The sequence below is a fragment of the Marivirga sp. genome, from assembly GCF_051117495.1.
Taxonomy (GTDB): domain Bacteria; phylum Bacteroidota; class Bacteroidia; order Cytophagales; family Cyclobacteriaceae; genus Marivirga.
Genome location: NZ_JBNPEF010000020.1, coordinates 40,020 through 55,940 on the forward strand (window position 1 = coordinate 40,020; position 15,921 = coordinate 55,940).

The window sequence follows — 15,921 nt, forward strand, 5'->3', positions numbered from 1 at the left end:
AAAAGAATATTACCTAAGGCTTATTAATTGTAAATAACTTACTGAATTACAATAGCAACTTTATTTAATTTCCCACCTTCTAATGTATCCGTTTGAACCCCTAAATTATTATTGTTCATTTTACCCTTTTCAGCATGGATATGATATACTTTAGGCTCTAAATCTTTAAAAGTGACTCTCCCCTTTTTATCAGTAACCTGAGACTCTGCTACAGGATTTTCACTTTTTCTGTAATCCTCGTTGCTACCATAAAGTGTGACTGTTGCTCCTTCTTGAATGTTGCCTAAATCATCTTGAATCACAATTCTTAAATTAGTTTTTAAAAATTGATTACTTTCAGTTTTAGGAGTAAACTGAAAGAACATAAAAGCTGATAAAACTAGTAGGCTTAAAGCAATTGTTAATTTTTTCATAGTTATTAATGTTTGGATGGTTCTACGTTTATCTAAATAGAATTGTTATCAATCTGTAAAACAAAAAAAGCAACAAACCCTTAGATTTGTTGCTTTCAATTTAAATATATTTTAATGATTAAGCAGTTTGCCCGATTAATTTTAAATGTCTTGTGTGTGATCCCATTGCAGATATCATTGATGGGAATTCATTATAAGCAATATTGAACTGCTCACATGTTTCTTTTACCAATTTGTTGATAGCCGGATAATGAACATGACTAATTCTAGGGAATAGGTGATGCTCAACTTGGAAGTTCAATCCTCCAGTGTACCAGTTTAAAACTTTGTTTTTAGTCCCAAAGTTAGCAGTAGTTCTGATTTGGTGAATTGCCCATTCCGTTGGAATGATTTTTTCACCTTCTACAGGCGCATCGTGGAAGTCTGTAGATTCTACTACATGAGCTAATTGGAACACTACTCCGATTGTCCAGCCTGTAACAACTGAAACTACTAAATATCCTAAAATAGTAGCTAATACACCTTTCATTAATATAGGTAGTATGAAAAACGTTGCGATATAGGCAAATTTTGTTGCCCAAAAAATGATATGCTCCTTCACACTCATTTTTGCTAATTCAGTATTCGCTACTTTTCTGGTGAAATATTTTTTGAAGTCTTGGAAGAAAACCCAAAATGCATAAGAAGTCGCATACAATGGATAGGCATAAATATGTTGGAATTTATGATACCATCTTTTCTTTTGGTGAGTTGAAACTCTGATAAAAGGCCCAATATTAATATCATCATCCATACCTTCAATATTAGTGAAAGAGTGGTGATTTTTATTGTGTTTATTCTTCCAGATGAAAACTACCCCACCCATAAGATTTAAGGTCAGTCCCATCATATAATTTACGTGCTTGTTATTAGAGAAGCTTCCGTGAGCTCCATCGTGCATGACATTAAAACCGATAGCGGCTAAATTCAATCCGAAAATTCCGCATAAGGTCAAAGAAAGCCAAGCTGGCATACTAACAAATACAATTAGACTGTAAAGGGTAGCAAATGAAACCAATAAAATAGTGGCTTTGGTGTATAATTTTTTATTACCCCATGTTTTCAAATCGTTTTGTTTGAAATAGGCATCAACTTTCTTCTTCAATGTAGGGAAAAAGTTGTTGTCAGTGATTTTTGTTCCTGATAATTCTTGCATAAGTATTTTACTATTGACCTGCTCAACGAGCAAATATTGTTAATGGTTCATAAATTTAAAAGTAATTCATTTATACTCATAAAAATTTACACTTAAATCGATGAATGTGGAAAAATAAATGCGTTTGTTAAGTATTTTCTTTTGAATCCTCCACAATAATTAAACAAATACCAAACATTTGTAATTAATAATAAATTCAAATTACATAATATAAGGAGTGCTGATAAAATTCTTATTTTTATAAACCCTACTTTTTTGTGTAATTAATTGAAGAAATAAAAGACTTCAGATTACTCAATTCAAATTCTGGTCAATGTGCTACCGGATGATTAAATCTGTCAGGTTTTGAATAAAGTAGGATTAAATAAAAAAACCCTGATTCGAAAAGGTGAATCAAGGCATTTATCAATTAGTTTTTTAATAATTTAGGAAGTAGCTCCACCACAGCTTGAACCACTTCCGGCTGTACAGCCATAGCAGTGCTGATCCACCAAAATTTCTCTAGCTTCCAAGGCTTCTAAATCGAAATTTTTAATATGCTGAAGATTCTCATCTTTCAATTTCATCTCCAGCATTTGATTAAAATCACAGTCATATAAATAGCCATCCCAACTTATTGAAATCGTATTCCTACACATCACATTTTTTGCAGCATCAGGATTATAGCTGTCAATTAATTTCTGCATATAATTCTCATAATTACCACTATTGATGAGGTAATCAAGGTATCGGCTAATTGGTAAATTTGTGATTGCAAATAAATCATTGAAAACTATACCGAAAGCATCAAATAATTTCTTTTTAAATTCTTTCTGTAATGACTCCTGACTACCTGGCATAAAGGCACCACTTGGATTATGAACCAAATGCAACATTAAACCTGTACCTTCTTTTCCATAGCCGACTTCATTCAACATCTGCAATGCCGTTATGGACTTATCAAAAACTCCATCCCCTCTTTGAGAATCAGTTCTCAAACGAGTAAAGTGTGGCATAGAACAAACTACCTCTACATTATGCTTAGCAAAGAATTCTGGCAAATCATTGTATTTCGGATTGGCTAGAATAATGGTCAGATTAGATCGAACAATTACTTTCTTATTTATTTTGCTTAATTCCTCCACAAACCAACGGAAATCAGGATTCATTTCGGGCGCACCACCTGTTAAATCTACTGTAGAAATATCAGTATCTTTAATAGAATCAATGCAGTCTTGCATAGTCTCTCGAGTCATGATTTCCTTTCTATCCGGACCAGCATCTACATGGCAATGCCCACAAGTGAGATTGCACATATAGCCCACATTAATCTGAAAAGTATCAATTTTTGTGGGTTTTAGCGGATCTAAACCTGTTTCATTTAACTTGCTTTCGAATGAAGTAAACTGCTCTCCATTTTCCTTTGGTTGATTAAGGAAATCAAGTTGTTTTTTAGCATAAGATAATAAATGTTGTCTTCTCTTAAGGGTAGCTAAAGTCATAAAATTACATTAAAAGTTCTTTGGTTTTATTCATCATTTGTACTCCATGTACGAGAGATGCTCCACCTCGGATTGCAGCCGCAATATGAACTGCTTCCATCATTTGCCCTTCTGTTGCCCCTTTCTCTAAAGAACCAGATGTGTAAGCATCTATACAATAAGGACATTGAACAGTGTGTGAAACCGCCAATGCAATCAATGCTTTTTCTCTTTCGGTAAGTTCTCCTTCTTTAAAAACTTCATTATAGTAGTCAAAGAATTTCTTACCTAATTCAGGAGAAAACTCACTGATATCTCCAAATTTTCTTAAATCATCAGAATTGTAATAGCTTTTATTGCTCATAGTGATTAGTTAATTAAATTTTAATGCTAATTGTTTAAATCTAAAGGTTGAGATACGGTAATCTCTAGTTTTTAGATTCCATCAAAACAACGAGCAATGCATTAACATTCCAAATAATTAGTGACTAATATCACTATAATTAATTTAGGATAAGAAATGAAAAGAACAAAAAGCGAAAAATGACAGCATGCTGACATTTAATCTCTGATAATTTCAGATACTTTATATTCTAAAATAATGAATTTATCTGAAAAATTTAAATCCAATATTATTACTTATTACGTTGCTTGCAGAGATTAAAATAATGAATAGCAAAACTGCCATATTACTCTTTAACAGGTCAGCTTATGAAGAAGCTGAAGCAAAGGAATATTTCTCCCAAGTAAAGGAGAAAAAAGCTATTCAACTAAGCCGAGAATTAAGAAATAACAGTCTCAAAATCTGCAAGCAAAGTGGATTACCTATTATCAATTTCAATAGCAAATTACAAAAAGGGGCAAATTTTGGAAAAAAAATAACCCATGCTATTCAAGCGTCATTCCAAGAAGGATATGAAAATTTAATTGTAATTGGTATTGATAGTCCCGGACTAAATTATAGACATATTAAAAGGGCTTGGCAAATTTTAGAGGGTACACAATCTACTGTTTTAGGTCCTTCTCTTGATGGCGGAGTCTATTTAATTGGTATCAATAAAAGCAACTTCAATCCTCAGGAATTTATTGAATTAGCCTGGCAATCTGAAAATTTACAGGAAAGTTGGTCGCTAACTCAAAATGAAATTGTTTGGCTTAATGCTCTTCAAGACCTTGATGAAGCGGCAGATTTATGGGCTTTTGCTAAATCTATTTTCAATACTCTTCAACAGTTTCACCATCTGGTATTGTTAATGCTTCAAATTTATCAAAAGAAGTTTTTACCCCTTAAAATTAAAGTTCGAAAGCAAACTTTATCTCCATCATTTGGATTCAGAGCCCCTCCTTCCCTATTCTAATCAATTCTTAGGAAGATCCTGAAGGGAACAGGAACTATACATTCCCCAAATAATTCAAATTTCAACTTACCAAAACGAAAATGAAAAGATTTTTACTCACATTAATAATGAGTGTGATGACTTTTGTGGTTATAGCTCAAAATAAAATCATAAAAGGCAGCGTACTCGATCAAAACACAAAGGAGCCAATTCCCGGAGTTAATATTTATGAAAAGAATAGTAAAGAAGGCACTACTTCTCAACTAGATGGGACATTTTCATTATCCATCTCTAGTGAGGCCGAGACTCTAATATTCAGCTTTATTGGTTATTTAGAGCAAGAAATAAAAGTGAATGAAGTAAAGAGTCCTGTTACTATATATTTGGAAGAAAATGCGGTAGAATTATCAGAAGTCGTTGTAACTGCCCTTGGATTTGAACGCCAAACAAAAGATTTGGGCTATCCCGTACAGAAATTGAATTCCAGAGAAATCTCCAATGTGAACACCACCAATTTCACGGATAATTTGGCCGGTAGATTGGCGGGAGTTACCGTTAGTAATGGTGTGACTGGAGTTGGTTCAACTTCCAAAATCAACATCAGAGGAGAAGCTTCTTTCACCAATAATAACCCGCTTTTTATAGTGGACGGAACTCCGATTAATAATAACACCATTGTCAACAACACAACCGATTTAGCAGAAGGATTTCAGGAAATTGATTTCGGAAATGGAGCTATGGATATCAATCCAGATGATATAGAAAGTGTTAATGTTTTAAAAGGACCTGCGGCTGCTGCACTTTACGGAACAAGGGCTTCTAACGGAGTCATTATCATTACTACTAAATCCGGTAAAAATGCTAGCGGTTTAGGCATCAGCATCAATAATACTTTTTTTATCGAAGAGGCATTTCAATTACCGCAGTTTCAAAATCAATATGGACAAGGAAATTCTGGTGAATTTGCTTTTGTAGATGGTTTAGGCGGTGGTGTTAATGATGTAATTTCCTACAGCTGGGGACCAAAATTAAATAATGGTTATATGACTCCTCAATTTGATAGCCCGGTAACTTTGCCAAATGGACAAAAGGTAAGAGGCGGAGATGTTGAGGTTCATGGTGGGGCTCCCATTACGCCTACCGAAATGGTGGCATATCCTGATAATCTGAAAGATTTTTATGAAACAGGATACACTTCAATTCAAAACATAGCAATTGGTAATTCGAATGACAATGGACATTACAGACTATCTTTCACGGATTTAAGAAGTAAGTCGATTATTCCAGGTGTTAATTTGGACAGAAAAACAGTTCGAGCAAATTTAGGATTTCAGCCCATCGAAAACTTAAAAATCAATAGTAATATTCAATATACAAACACTGGCAGCGACAACCGGCCTTCAAATGGTTATGGTTCTGAAAATGTAAATTATTCAATTGTGGCTTGGGGCCCACGTTCTTTGGATGTAAATGCTTTGAGAGATTATTGGCAGCCTGGATTGGAAAACATCCAACAATATTCATTCAATTATACCTATTTCGATAATCCCTTTTTCACCATGTATGAAAATACTAATTCCTTTAGAAGGGATCGATTATTCGGAAATATTTCAGGGAATTATGAATTCAATGACAAATTAAGCTTAATGGTGAGAAGCGGAATGGATTATGCTGATGAATTGAGACAATTTAAAAGAGCATTTAGCACAAACAGATTTAAAAATGGTGCTTATGCTGAGCATGATGTATTTTACAGAGAAATCAATACAGATGCGATCATCAATTTTAAAGATCAAATGGGATCTTTTGGAATGGATATTTCTGTAGGTGCCAATCGGCTAGATCAATTTGCCAATACCCAACAATCACAAGCCCTAGCATTGGCGCAAGCTGGTATTTTCAAATTATCAAATTCAGCTATTCCTGTGGAAATTGAAGATTTTGAAGCGCAGAAGAGAATTAATAGTGTTTTTGGTGTAGCCAAATTCAGTTGGAGGAATTATTTGTTTGCTGAAGTTACAGGAAGAAATGACTGGTCAAGTGCTTTAGCCACAATCGAATTGGTAGAAAATACTTCTTTCTTTTATCCATCTGTATCCACCAGCTTTATTCCATCCTATCTTTTTGAATTGCCACAAGTAATTTCGTTTGCGAAAGTTAGGGCTAGCTGGGCGCAAGTAGGGAATGACACCAATCCATACCAAACGGCTGGAATTTACAGGGCAAGCACTCCCTATATGGGACAACCAGCATTTACTAATCAAAGCACTATTCCAAATGCCAATTTATTGCCTGAAAGAAATACTTCTATAGAATTGGGGGCAGATATTCGCTTCTGGGATGATAAATTGAATTTTGATTTCACCTATTATAATACCCTTACTGAAAATCAAATTATTGCTTTACCAGTACCGCTCAGCTCCGGATTTGATCAACAGATTGTAAATGGAAGTAAGGTTCGCACAGAAGGCGTAGAGGTCATTGCAGGCATTCAAGCAATCAAAACTACTAATTTCAACTGGAATACTTTATTTAATTTCAGTCGAAATGTATCAACCGTGGAAGAATTACCAGAGCAGGTTGATCGATTGACCTTAGCTTATTCTAGAATTTACGATAGTGATAACCAAACTGTTTGGTATCAGGTAGAAAAAGGCGGAAGGATTGGCGATATGTATGGAACCGGATATCAAAAAACCGATGACGGACAGTTTATTTTAGATGAAAATGGAAATTTTATAGCCGACAATGAATTGCAAAAACTCGGCAACTATAATCCTGATTTTATTCTAGGAATCTCCAATAATTTCCGCTACAAAAACTTTAACGGAAGCTTTTTACTGGATTGGAGACAAGGAGGGATATTGGTTTCCAGAACATTAGCCTTAGGAGGAGTAGGCGGACAGTTAATTGAGACTGCCAATCGTGAAGATGATATAATTGCACAAGGAGTGGTAAATGTAGGCAGTGATGAAAATCCAATTTATGAACCGAACACTACCGCTATTAGTCCGGAAAGCTACTACCGACAATATTATGATCGAAACCATGAGGAAAACAATATTTATAATGCGAGCTATTTAAAATTACGACAGTTTTCCATTGGCTATGATTTTCCAAAGTTTATAAATTCCGAAGCTCAGCTAAGTATTGCTTTAATAGGGAGAAATTTGTGGGCATGGAGTGAAATTCCGCATTTTGATCCTGAGCAACTTGCCGTACAAGGAGATCAATTTGTAAGTGGTGTGGAAGATATGTCCTATGCCAGTAGTAGAAGTTATGGTATCAAAATTTCACTCAACTTTTAATTTGAAATGATATGAAAAAATTAAATATATACTTCATTATAATTACTTTTTTAACTGTAATTGCATGTACGGATGATTTTCAGGAAATCAATACCAATCCCAATGCTCCAGTAGATATTCAGCCAGAACTTGTCTTGCGGCAGGTGATTTACGATTATGGAGAGCAAATGTCCTATGAAGGATTTGTTGCCGGGAATTTATTGGGGCAATATATGACTGCCATAGATTTTAACTTATTTGACCGCCATGCTTTGAAAAATCCTCAGTTGGGAGGAAATCCGTGGTCCATTGTTTATAAAAATCTTTTGGATAATGAGCAATTGCTTAAAATCGCTCAAAACTCTGAAACCTTTGCCGTTTATGAAGGTCCTGCTTTGATTCTAAAAGCTTATATGACTGCTGCCTTAACGGATATTTTTGGGAATGTGCCCTATTCGGAAGCTTTAAGTGGTTTAGAAGGCAATGTAACGCCCAAATTTGATGAGCAAGAAACCATTTATTTAGGAGAAAATGGCATTTTAGATAATCTGGAAAATGGCATTGCTGCTATAGAAAACTATGAGGGAAATCTTGCGCTTTCCGGTGATATCCTATTTGAAGGAAACCTCAATTTTTGGATTCAATTTGCCAATTCCCTTAGGATAAAAGCACTGATGAGAATTTCAGAAAGAGTGGATATTCAAGATGAATTGCAGTCTATTTATGCCGAGAGTAATTACATCAAAACAAATGCTGAGAATGCTACTTTTGATTTCACAGATGGAAGACCCAATAATTTCAGAATGGCCACTTTGAGAGAAGGAGATTACAATCTTTTTATTATGTCAGAAACCATGCAGGAGATTCTGGAGAAATATGATGATCCAAAAGCCACTGTTTTATTTCGCCCTGCAGCTAATTCTGGAGAGTTTGTAGGATTGCGAAATGGTCCCGATGCTTCTCAAATATCTATTTCTGTTGCTGATTATTCATTGAGTGGCAGTATTTTTAGAAGCAATACTGGCTTACTGGATGCTAATTTCATGACCGCATGGGAAACAAATTTCCTATTAGCAGAAGCTGCGCATAAAGGTTATATATCTGCTGATCCAAAAACCTTATATGAAACTGCCGTTATGCAGGCTTTTGATTATTGGCATACTGAAATCCCAGCTGATTTCTTAAGCGAGGGCAATGCGGCTTTCGGAGAAAATGGAAACGATCCACTTCAACAAATTATTGAACAGAAATGGATAGCTAATATCATCAATGGCTATGAAGGTTGGATTGAGTGGAAAAGAACAGGTTTCCCAGAATTGAAATCGGTTACTGCCAGCTTGAATAATGGGCTAATTCCAGTGAGAATGCCTTATCCTAGCGGTGAAGTCACACTGAATCAAGAGCAATTAATTGCGACCAGTGGAAATCCCGAGAATAGTATTAATCAGAGCGTTTGGTGGGATATTGATTAAACTAATTTCACTGCATTCAATCATTTAAAATCAATAGTTTTGCGAATATGCAAGATATTTTAATGTATCAATGGGGGCTGATTATCATAAGCAGCCTCCTTTTTTTCTTTTTAGCACCGCTTTCCAAAAAACCGGCAGAATTCTTTAATGCCTTGTCGCTAAAAGGAAAGCAACCTAATGTAATCTTGCTAACCAGTAGCTTGGTAATCTCCTGGATCTTTGCCAAATCCATTACCAATGCCGCCAATTTAGGCTTGGAGTTCGGTTTTGTAGGTGGTATTGCTTATGCGGTCTATTACTTATCTTTTGTAGTGGCAGGCATTATTATTTACAGACTAAGAATCAAAGGAGGATTTAAAAGCATACATGATTTTCTCAGCTCCAAATTTGGTAGGAAAGCAGTCTTGATTTTCTCAATAGTAGTAGCTATTCGACTATTTAATGAGGTTTGGTCAAACACCATGGTGATTGGAAGCTATTTTGGTGAGATGGGTAGTAGCTCCTATTACTTTTCTATTTTGGTGTTTACTGCACTAACTTTAGCCTATACATTAAAAGGTGGATTAAGAAGTTCCATGCTTACCGATGCCATTCAAATGGTATTTTTTGGTGTCTTACTTTTTGTATTGTTAAAGCTGATTTTATCAGATGAAACACAGCCGATTGGAAATTTTGTTGAGACAGGCGAATGGAGTTTGGCTGGTGGTCTTGACTTATTGTTGGTTGCTTTCCTTCAAATATTCAGCTATCCATTTCATGATTCAGTAATGACGGACAGAGGATTTATCAGTCCTGCAAAAAAGACTTTAAAGAGCTTTATAGCAGCCGCAATTATTGGCTTTATTTGTATCACATTATTTTCTCTAATCGGAGTTTTTGCCAAACTCAATGGCTTAGAAGGACAAGCGGCCGTGGAAGTTGGGAAATTACTAGGTTTAGGAAGCATGCTAATGCTCAATTTCATTATGGTCACCTCAGCAGCTTCCACCCTGGATTCAGCATTCTCCTCATTTTCAAAATTGAGCATCATAGATTTAGGCTTTCAGAAAATCCCCACGGTTAAAATGGGCAGGATTATGATGATTTTGTTAGCCATAGTCGGTACAATCCCTATTTTCGTAAAGCCAGAAATTTTATCAGCTACTACCATTAGTGGTACTATGGTGTTGGGATTGGCTCCCATATTCATATTTTGGAATATAAAAGCCCCAAAATTGTCTTTTCATTTAGCCATATTTGCCGGAATATTTATTGGAATTATTCATACTGTAGGATGGTTTCCTGACAGTCTGGTTTTCACAGAAGGGAAATATGCTGGCTTATTAGCTGCCAATGTTTGGGGAACAGCACTATGCTTTTCAGCTTATTTTATACCGATTATATTAATTAAGAAAAAATGAAATTACTTGGAGATATAAAGGGAAAGATTTTAGTTTTTGGCGGTGTGTATAGCAATTTCCAAGCATTGGAAAGCCTAAAAGCTTATGCAAATAAAACTGGAATTCCTCCTCATAATATATTTTGTACCGGAGATGTCGCAGGCTATTGCGCACAACCAGAAGAATGTGTTCAATTAGTAAAATCTTGGGGTATAAACTGTATTGCAGGAAATGTTGAGTTGCAACTTGCCTCGGGAGAAGATGACTGTGGTTGCGATTTTGATGAAGGTAGTAGATGTGATGTTTTTTCCAGACAGTGGTATCCTTATGCACAATCAAAATTATCTGTAGATTCCATCCAATGGATGAAATCTTTGCCAGAGCATTTAACCTTTAATTATTATGGCAAAAAGGTGGTGATGTTGCATGGCTCTTATTCCGGAACTTCGGATTTTATTTTCAAATCCACTCCTTGGGAAGAAAAGCTGAAGCACTTTGAAGCCACAAGAGCTGATATCATACTAGCTGGACATTGCGGACTGCCTTTCAAAGATGAGCAAGAGGGATTTCAATGGCTTAATGCAGGTGTAATTGGCATGCCGGCAAATGATGGCGAAACGGCCGTTTGGTTTATGGAAATGAATGAAAACCTAGATGTTAAACATCATCAATTAGAATATGATCATAAAACAGCCATTAGATTAATGGATGAAAATAAATTACCGGAAGCCTATGCTAAAACCTTGCTAACAGGAATTTGGGATAATTGTGAGATATTGCCGGAAGCAGAGACTAATCAGCAAGGGAAATCTATAGCTTTCTAACTCGGTTAATTGCTATTTTTAATCATATCAACTAATTTACAAGTGTAAATCTCAATAAACCATCTAATCAAAGCAATGCTTAAATATATACTTCGGACATTTTTAATTCTTTTTATTTTCTTTGTTGGTTTTTCATTTTATATGTCTCCAAGACTAGGTGGTCTCATACCATTGGGAAAGGAATCGAGAGATCAAAGCATTCATCACTTAACTTTTGACTCTGTTCATACTGATAATTATGAAATCACTTATTCTAATTATGCTAATGATTCTTTCTACACTAAATTAAGGCTAAAGTATCAGCTTGACAGTTTAGTAAAAGATATTGATACTGATTTCGACAAAATATTGACCATCCAAAGCTGGGTGCAAAGCAGATGGGAGCATGACTGCTGCAATACACCTAAACACAATAACGCACTATATATTTTAGAGCAAGCTGAAAAGGGAGAAAGATTTCGATGTGTAGAGTATAGCACCGTGGCAAAACAATGTCTATCTTCATTAGGTTTCACAGTCCGAACACTTGGCCTAATGACAAAAGATATCAGCGAGGTGAAATCTGGGGGCGGTCATGTAGTTAATGAGGTTTACATTGAAGATATTAAAAAGTGGATGTATTTTGACCCTCAATTTGGAGTAATACCTACCTTAGAAGGAAATCCATTAAATGCGGTTGAACTTCAATATAGAATTAAGAATAATCTTGATTTCACACTGATAAACCCAAATGAAACTACTACTAAAGAAGATTACGTAGAGTGGATTGGCCCCTACTTATACTATTTCACAACCAGCCTAAACCAAGGAGGAATTGGTATCTGGGACAGAATAATTGGCAATAAGAAAAGTTTGACGCTTTATCCTATAGATGCTGAAAAGCCTGCTTACTTCCAAAAAATATTCAGGCTGAACACATCATATTATACGCATTCATTAAAAGATTTTTATCCAGAATTATAGTAGTACAGATTATTTCTTCTTAAGAATTAAATGATTTTACATTTCAATCCTTTCTAAACCTATCCTCTTCCCAATTTTTAGGATTATTGCGGATATAATATTTTATCCTAAAATATTCTTCTTTTGTCCTGATGATATGGTCATGAAAACGGGTCTGCCAACCATTTTCTAAATTTAACCGATTGGCGTGTTTGGTCACCGATGATTTGTATGAACCGATAATGGATGAAACCGAATTTTTGCCGGGATTTTGGAATCTGTTTTTGCCTAATAATTCATTATTTTCGGGCATGGTAGAGACAGGGCATGCCCTGTCTCTACCCGCACCAAACCCATTTTTTCCTATTGAATTAAAATCAAAAACGTCAAAATAAACAGGTGGTGGAAAACCATTTTGCAAAACCAATATTCCATGAATATGGTTGGGCATTACCACAAATTCATCTAAAATTACGGATTTTGCGTGATTTGTTATTTCATACCAAAATACGTCCGCCAAAATACCACAATGAGACAATTGCATTTTACCATCATTAATTTCACCGAAAAAATGTTGTCTATTTTTGGTACAAATGGTAATAAAATATCCTGCATCCCATCTGTAATCCCATTTCTGCCTTCGAGCTGATTCTATCCTGTATTTTCCTTTAAATTTATTATCCATGTCACAAGAGACATCTTCTTTAAATCTAAAATCTGCAATCTAAAATCTTCTATAACACATCATTCGCCAAATTAGCCAATTCAGACCTCTCTCCTTTTTCCAGCGTAACATGTGCATATAATTCATGGCCTTTTACCCTGTCGATCAGATAACTGAGTCCATTGGATTGAGAATCTAAATATGGCGTATCAATTTGATTGACATCTCCGGTGAAAACAATTTTGGTGTTCTCCCCTGCCCTGGTGATAATGGTTTTCACCTCATGTGGCGTTAGGTTTTGCGCTTCATCCACGATGAAATATATATTGGATAAACTTCTTCCTCTAATATAGGCCAAGGGCTGAATGGTTAATTTTTCCTTATTGACCATATCAGTAATGTTCAAAAATTCCCTTTCATGTTCTTGGAATTGATGTTGAATGTATTTCAAATTATCCCACAATGGTTCCATATAAGGATTCAATTTTGATTTTATATCTCCTGGAAGATAGCCAATATCTTTATTAGATAAAGGAACAATCGGTCTGGCTAAAAATATCTGTTTAAAATCTTTACGCTGTTCCAAAGCAGAGGCCAGCGCGATCAAGGTCTTCCCTGTTCCAGCTACTCCTTGTAAAGTCATCAATTTTATTTCAGGATTTAGTAGGGCATGAATAGCAAAAGCTTGTTCTGCATTTTTGGGCATAATACCATAAGCAGATTTCTTCTCTACTTTATCAATTTGATTAGTAATGGCATTATAAAAGCCCAAAGCCGAATTTTTATTGCTTTTAAGGATATAGAAAGTATTGTTCATGGGCTTTTTCTTACCCATAATATCCGAAACTTCACAATGATAAGTATCATAAAGTTTATTGATGGTTTCCGTGGTAACCGTTTCCAACTGTAGTTTACCGGAATGTAAATCACTAACATTCTTAACCTTGCCGGTTTGATAATCTTCTGAACGTAAGCCACAGCTCTTAGCTTTTAATCTTAGATTAATATCCTTTGTGACTAAGATTACGGTTTTATCCTTTAGTTCTTTTTGGAGCTGAACTGCACTTCCCAAAATTTTATGATCGGGAATATCCTCTAAAAATATATGATCCGTATCAATTGATTTTGTACTTGGCATTAAGACCTTAAAAACACCTTTTGATTTCCCATTCAGTGGAATCCATTCACTTAGTGATCGTCCATCCGCTAGTTTATCTATCATTCTGATAAATTCACGAGCCTCAAAATTTTTGGTATCATTCCCTTTTTTGAACTGGTCCAATTCTTCCAAAACCGTGATAGGAATGGCTACATCATGCTCTGCAAAGTTCATAATGGAGTCGTGGGAATAAATTATAACTGAAGTGTCGAGTACAAATACTTTCTTTTCTTTCTTAGCCTTCGCCATATATATATGTAAGTTGATATGATTTTGAAATCAATTTAAAAAATATTCGGCATTGTCAACTAAAAGTTAGGAGGTAAATATTTAAAAAATATATAAATAACAGATAATCAATTGGCTATAAAGATAAAATTAATGATTTGGTAATGTATAAATAAGAGAGCCTTCAAATATTCCGTAAATTACGTAACGTACTTTAAGTAATAAATACTTGTGTATTTTTTTTGAAATGAAAATTACAACTTAAACCCAAAATCAAAGCCTATCCAGTGCGTTGTATTTTCAGTTGCCTTCATAATTAATGGCAAATCCAATTGGGCTTCTTCATTGGAGAAATAGCCGATATTGTAGGAAATTCCTATCAATATTGGTGGGACATATTTATCAAAGATATCATTACTGAAATTTAAAGAAATCCTACTTACAGGTAGGCCATTGTTCCATTTCTTATTTCTCTGCATCATATATAATATATCATGAGATATTGAAATAGCATTATGATTATTAATTTTATAATATTTTAATTCCAAACCGTACCCAGCCGTCCAATTGATGTTTTTATTCCAACTATAGTTATAGCCCACAATCAAACGATTGAGTAAATATTTACTTCCATTTGAAAAGGTAAGGTAAGTATTCATAATCTCATTTGCAGCCAAATTTCCTTCTCCATGACTAGTACTGGTATTGATCAACCCCACAGGAATCCCTTTATTATCTTTACTTAAATTGATTAATCCAATTTGCCAGCCATGGTTTTTATTGGTAATGTTCATGAAGCCCAGTTGAAAATGATCGCGCATAAAGAAAAAGCCTTTTTCATACATTAAGCCTGCGTCAAATGAATAATTAAACAAGCCAATTTGTGCCATGGAATTTCTTTTGGGTGCATAATTGAATATTCCTCCTAATTGCAATCCCAATGCCCCACGTTGAATGGCATTAAACATCCCCATTTGAATGCCTTCAAAAGTTTTGCTGACTCTATTAAAAACACCAAGTTGTAAACCTTTTCCATCACCTTCTACTTTATTGATCAAAGTTCCTATTTGTGCACCACGAAATTCAAAATCGACATGCTTTTCAGGTCTAAATGCCAAATTTCCTGTAACATTAGAAAAAGCCGATAGTTGTAATCCATTTGTATAGAGAAAAGAGCGATTACTGATCCCGCTTATTTGAAACCCTTGAATAGCACCAGTGTAACCTGATAGTAGATGCAAGGACAAATTGGATAGTATATAATGACTATGCTGCGAATTATCCGCACCAGAACTGATACCTAACTGTACCTTGTGGCGGACTAATTTTTTGACTTGGGAATGGAGTTTGAAAAATGGTAAAATCAGAAAACTTAATAGTAAATAATAACGCATAATTTGTTTGTTGATAGTTAAACATAATGCGCCTGTGCTTCTACCTATTTTGGTAAAGGCAAAGAAATTTCAGCTCGGTTCTAGTCCGAAATTTAATAATGGAATTGGTCTCGTTAATTAATAATTGTGGAAAGCTCAATATCCATACACCCATAAAATGCACTCAC

General features: G+C 34.9%; 13 protein-coding genes. 6 read left to right on the forward strand and 7 right to left on the reverse strand.

All coding sequences use genetic code 11. The annotated features are described in order from the left end of the window. Window positions 1-38: 38 nt before the first annotated feature. The 4 genes from ACFE0M_RS11200 to ACFE0M_RS11215 form a co-directional block, all read right to left on the reverse strand. Window positions 39-413 carry a carboxypeptidase regulatory-like domain-containing protein gene (locus ACFE0M_RS11200; protein ID WP_434545849.1) on the reverse strand — a complete coding sequence of 125 codons (375 nt, stop codon included), beginning with the start codon at window positions 411-413 and terminating at the stop codon, window positions 39-41. A gap of 118 nt (window positions 414-531) precedes the next feature. Next, a complete protein-coding gene (locus ACFE0M_RS11205) occupies window positions 532-1,608 on the reverse strand; it encodes a fatty acid desaturase family protein (RefSeq protein ID WP_434545850.1) in 1,077 nt (358 codons plus the stop codon). Window positions 1,609-2,033: 425 nt separating this feature from the next. Beyond that, window positions 2,034-3,089 carry an arsenosugar biosynthesis radical SAM (seleno)protein ArsS gene (gene arsS, locus ACFE0M_RS11210; protein ID WP_434545851.1) on the reverse strand — a complete coding sequence of 352 codons (1,056 nt, stop codon included), beginning with the start codon at window positions 3,087-3,089 and terminating at the stop codon, window positions 2,034-2,036. A gap of 4 nt (window positions 3,090-3,093) precedes the next feature. Beyond that, on the reverse strand, window positions 3,094-3,432 hold the full coding sequence (locus ACFE0M_RS11215) for an arsenosugar biosynthesis-associated peroxidase-like protein (RefSeq protein ID WP_296621101.1): 339 nt from the start codon (window positions 3,430-3,432) through the stop codon (window positions 3,094-3,096). A gap of 304 nt (window positions 3,433-3,736) precedes the next feature. Between ACFE0M_RS11215 and ACFE0M_RS11220 the strand changes: the two genes are divergently transcribed. The 6 genes from ACFE0M_RS11220 (at window position 3,737) to ACFE0M_RS11245 (ending at window position 12,330) form a co-directional block, all read left to right on the forward strand. Beyond that, window positions 3,737-4,426: a TIGR04282 family arsenosugar biosynthesis glycosyltransferase gene (locus ACFE0M_RS11220; protein ID WP_434545852.1), complete on the forward strand. Its 690-nt coding sequence runs from the start codon at window positions 3,737-3,739 to the stop codon at window positions 4,424-4,426. A gap of 80 nt (window positions 4,427-4,506) precedes the next feature. Continuing rightward, window positions 4,507-7,713, forward strand: a complete 3,207-nt coding sequence (locus ACFE0M_RS11225) for a SusC/RagA family TonB-linked outer membrane protein (RefSeq protein WP_434545853.1) — start codon at window positions 4,507-4,509, stop codon at window positions 7,711-7,713. An 11-nt stretch (window positions 7,714-7,724) separates the two neighbouring features. After that, window positions 7,725-9,164 carry a SusD/RagB family nutrient-binding outer membrane lipoprotein gene (locus ACFE0M_RS11230; protein ID WP_434545854.1) on the forward strand — a complete coding sequence of 480 codons (1,440 nt, stop codon included), beginning with the start codon at window positions 7,725-7,727 and terminating at the stop codon, window positions 9,162-9,164. A gap of 47 nt (window positions 9,165-9,211) precedes the next feature. After that, window positions 9,212-10,564, forward strand: a complete 1,353-nt coding sequence (locus ACFE0M_RS11235) for a sodium:solute symporter family transporter (protein ID WP_434545855.1) — start codon at window positions 9,212-9,214, stop codon at window positions 10,562-10,564. Next, entirely contained in the window at window positions 10,561-11,367 is an 807-nt protein-coding gene (locus tag ACFE0M_RS11240) for a metallophosphoesterase family protein (RefSeq protein ID WP_434545856.1), read from the forward strand. The genes ACFE0M_RS11235 and ACFE0M_RS11240 overlap by 4 nt, the downstream gene beginning before the upstream one ends. A 75-nt stretch (window positions 11,368-11,442) precedes the next feature. Continuing rightward, entirely contained in the window at window positions 11,443-12,330 is an 888-nt protein-coding gene (locus ACFE0M_RS11245; RefSeq protein ID WP_434545857.1) for a transglutaminase-like domain-containing protein, read from the forward strand. Window positions 12,331-12,373: 43 nt separating this feature from the next. Here the strand turns inward: ACFE0M_RS11245 and ACFE0M_RS11250 are convergent, their stop codons facing one another. From ACFE0M_RS11250 to ACFE0M_RS11260, 3 genes are all read right to left on the reverse strand, one after another. Beyond that, window positions 12,374-12,994: a transposase gene (locus ACFE0M_RS11250; RefSeq protein ID WP_434545858.1), complete on the reverse strand. Its 621-nt coding sequence runs from the start codon at window positions 12,992-12,994 to the stop codon at window positions 12,374-12,376. A 49-nt stretch (window positions 12,995-13,043) separates the two neighbouring features. Next, on the reverse strand, window positions 13,044-14,381 hold the full coding sequence (locus tag ACFE0M_RS11255; RefSeq protein ID WP_434545859.1) for a PhoH family protein: 1,338 nt from the start codon (window positions 14,379-14,381) through the stop codon (window positions 13,044-13,046). A gap of 233 nt (window positions 14,382-14,614) precedes the next feature. Next, window positions 14,615-15,754 carry a hypothetical protein gene (locus ACFE0M_RS11260; RefSeq protein WP_434545860.1) on the reverse strand — a complete coding sequence of 380 codons (1,140 nt, stop codon included), beginning with the start codon at window positions 15,752-15,754 and terminating at the stop codon, window positions 14,615-14,617. Between the last annotated feature and the right edge of the window lie 167 nt (window positions 15,755-15,921).

Excerpts from the sequence above, each read along its gene's own strand:
- ACFE0M_RS11205 (WP_434545850.1), bottom strand. The coding sequence starts at position 1,608 with ATGCAAGAATTATCAGGAACAAAAATCACTGACAACAACTTTTTCCCT.
- ACFE0M_RS11220 (WP_434545852.1), top strand. The coding sequence starts at position 3,737 with ATGAATAGCAAAACTGCCATATTACTCTTTAACAGGTCAGCTTATGAA.
- ACFE0M_RS11240 (WP_434545856.1), top strand. The coding sequence starts at position 10,561 with ATGAAATTACTTGGAGATATAAAGGGAAAGATTTTAGTTTTTGGCGGT.
- ACFE0M_RS11230 (WP_434545854.1), top strand. The coding sequence starts at position 7,725 with ATGAAAAAATTAAATATATACTTCATTATAATTACTTTTTTAACTGTA.
- arsS (WP_434545851.1), bottom strand. The coding sequence starts at position 3,089 with ATGACTTTAGCTACCCTTAAGAGAAGACAACATTTATTATCTTATGCT.
- ACFE0M_RS11245 (WP_434545857.1), top strand. The coding sequence starts at position 11,443 with ATGCTTAAATATATACTTCGGACATTTTTAATTCTTTTTATTTTCTTT.
- ACFE0M_RS11225 (WP_434545853.1), top strand. The coding sequence starts at position 4,507 with ATGAAAAGATTTTTACTCACATTAATAATGAGTGTGATGACTTTTGTG.
- ACFE0M_RS11200 (WP_434545849.1), bottom strand. The coding sequence starts at position 413 with ATGAAAAAATTAACAATTGCTTTAAGCCTACTAGTTTTATCAGCTTTT.
- ACFE0M_RS11235 (WP_434545855.1), top strand. The coding sequence starts at position 9,212 with ATGCAAGATATTTTAATGTATCAATGGGGGCTGATTATCATAAGCAGC.
- ACFE0M_RS11260 (WP_434545860.1), bottom strand. The coding sequence starts at position 15,754 with ATGCGTTATTATTTACTATTAAGTTTTCTGATTTTACCATTTTTCAAA.
- ACFE0M_RS11255 (WP_434545859.1), bottom strand. The coding sequence starts at position 14,381 with ATGGCGAAGGCTAAGAAAGAAAAGAAAGTATTTGTACTCGACACTTCA.
- ACFE0M_RS11215 (WP_296621101.1), bottom strand. The coding sequence starts at position 3,432 with ATGAGCAATAAAAGCTATTACAATTCTGATGATTTAAGAAAATTTGGA.
- ACFE0M_RS11250 (WP_434545858.1), bottom strand. The coding sequence starts at position 12,994 with ATGGATAATAAATTTAAAGGAAAATACAGGATAGAATCAGCTCGAAGG.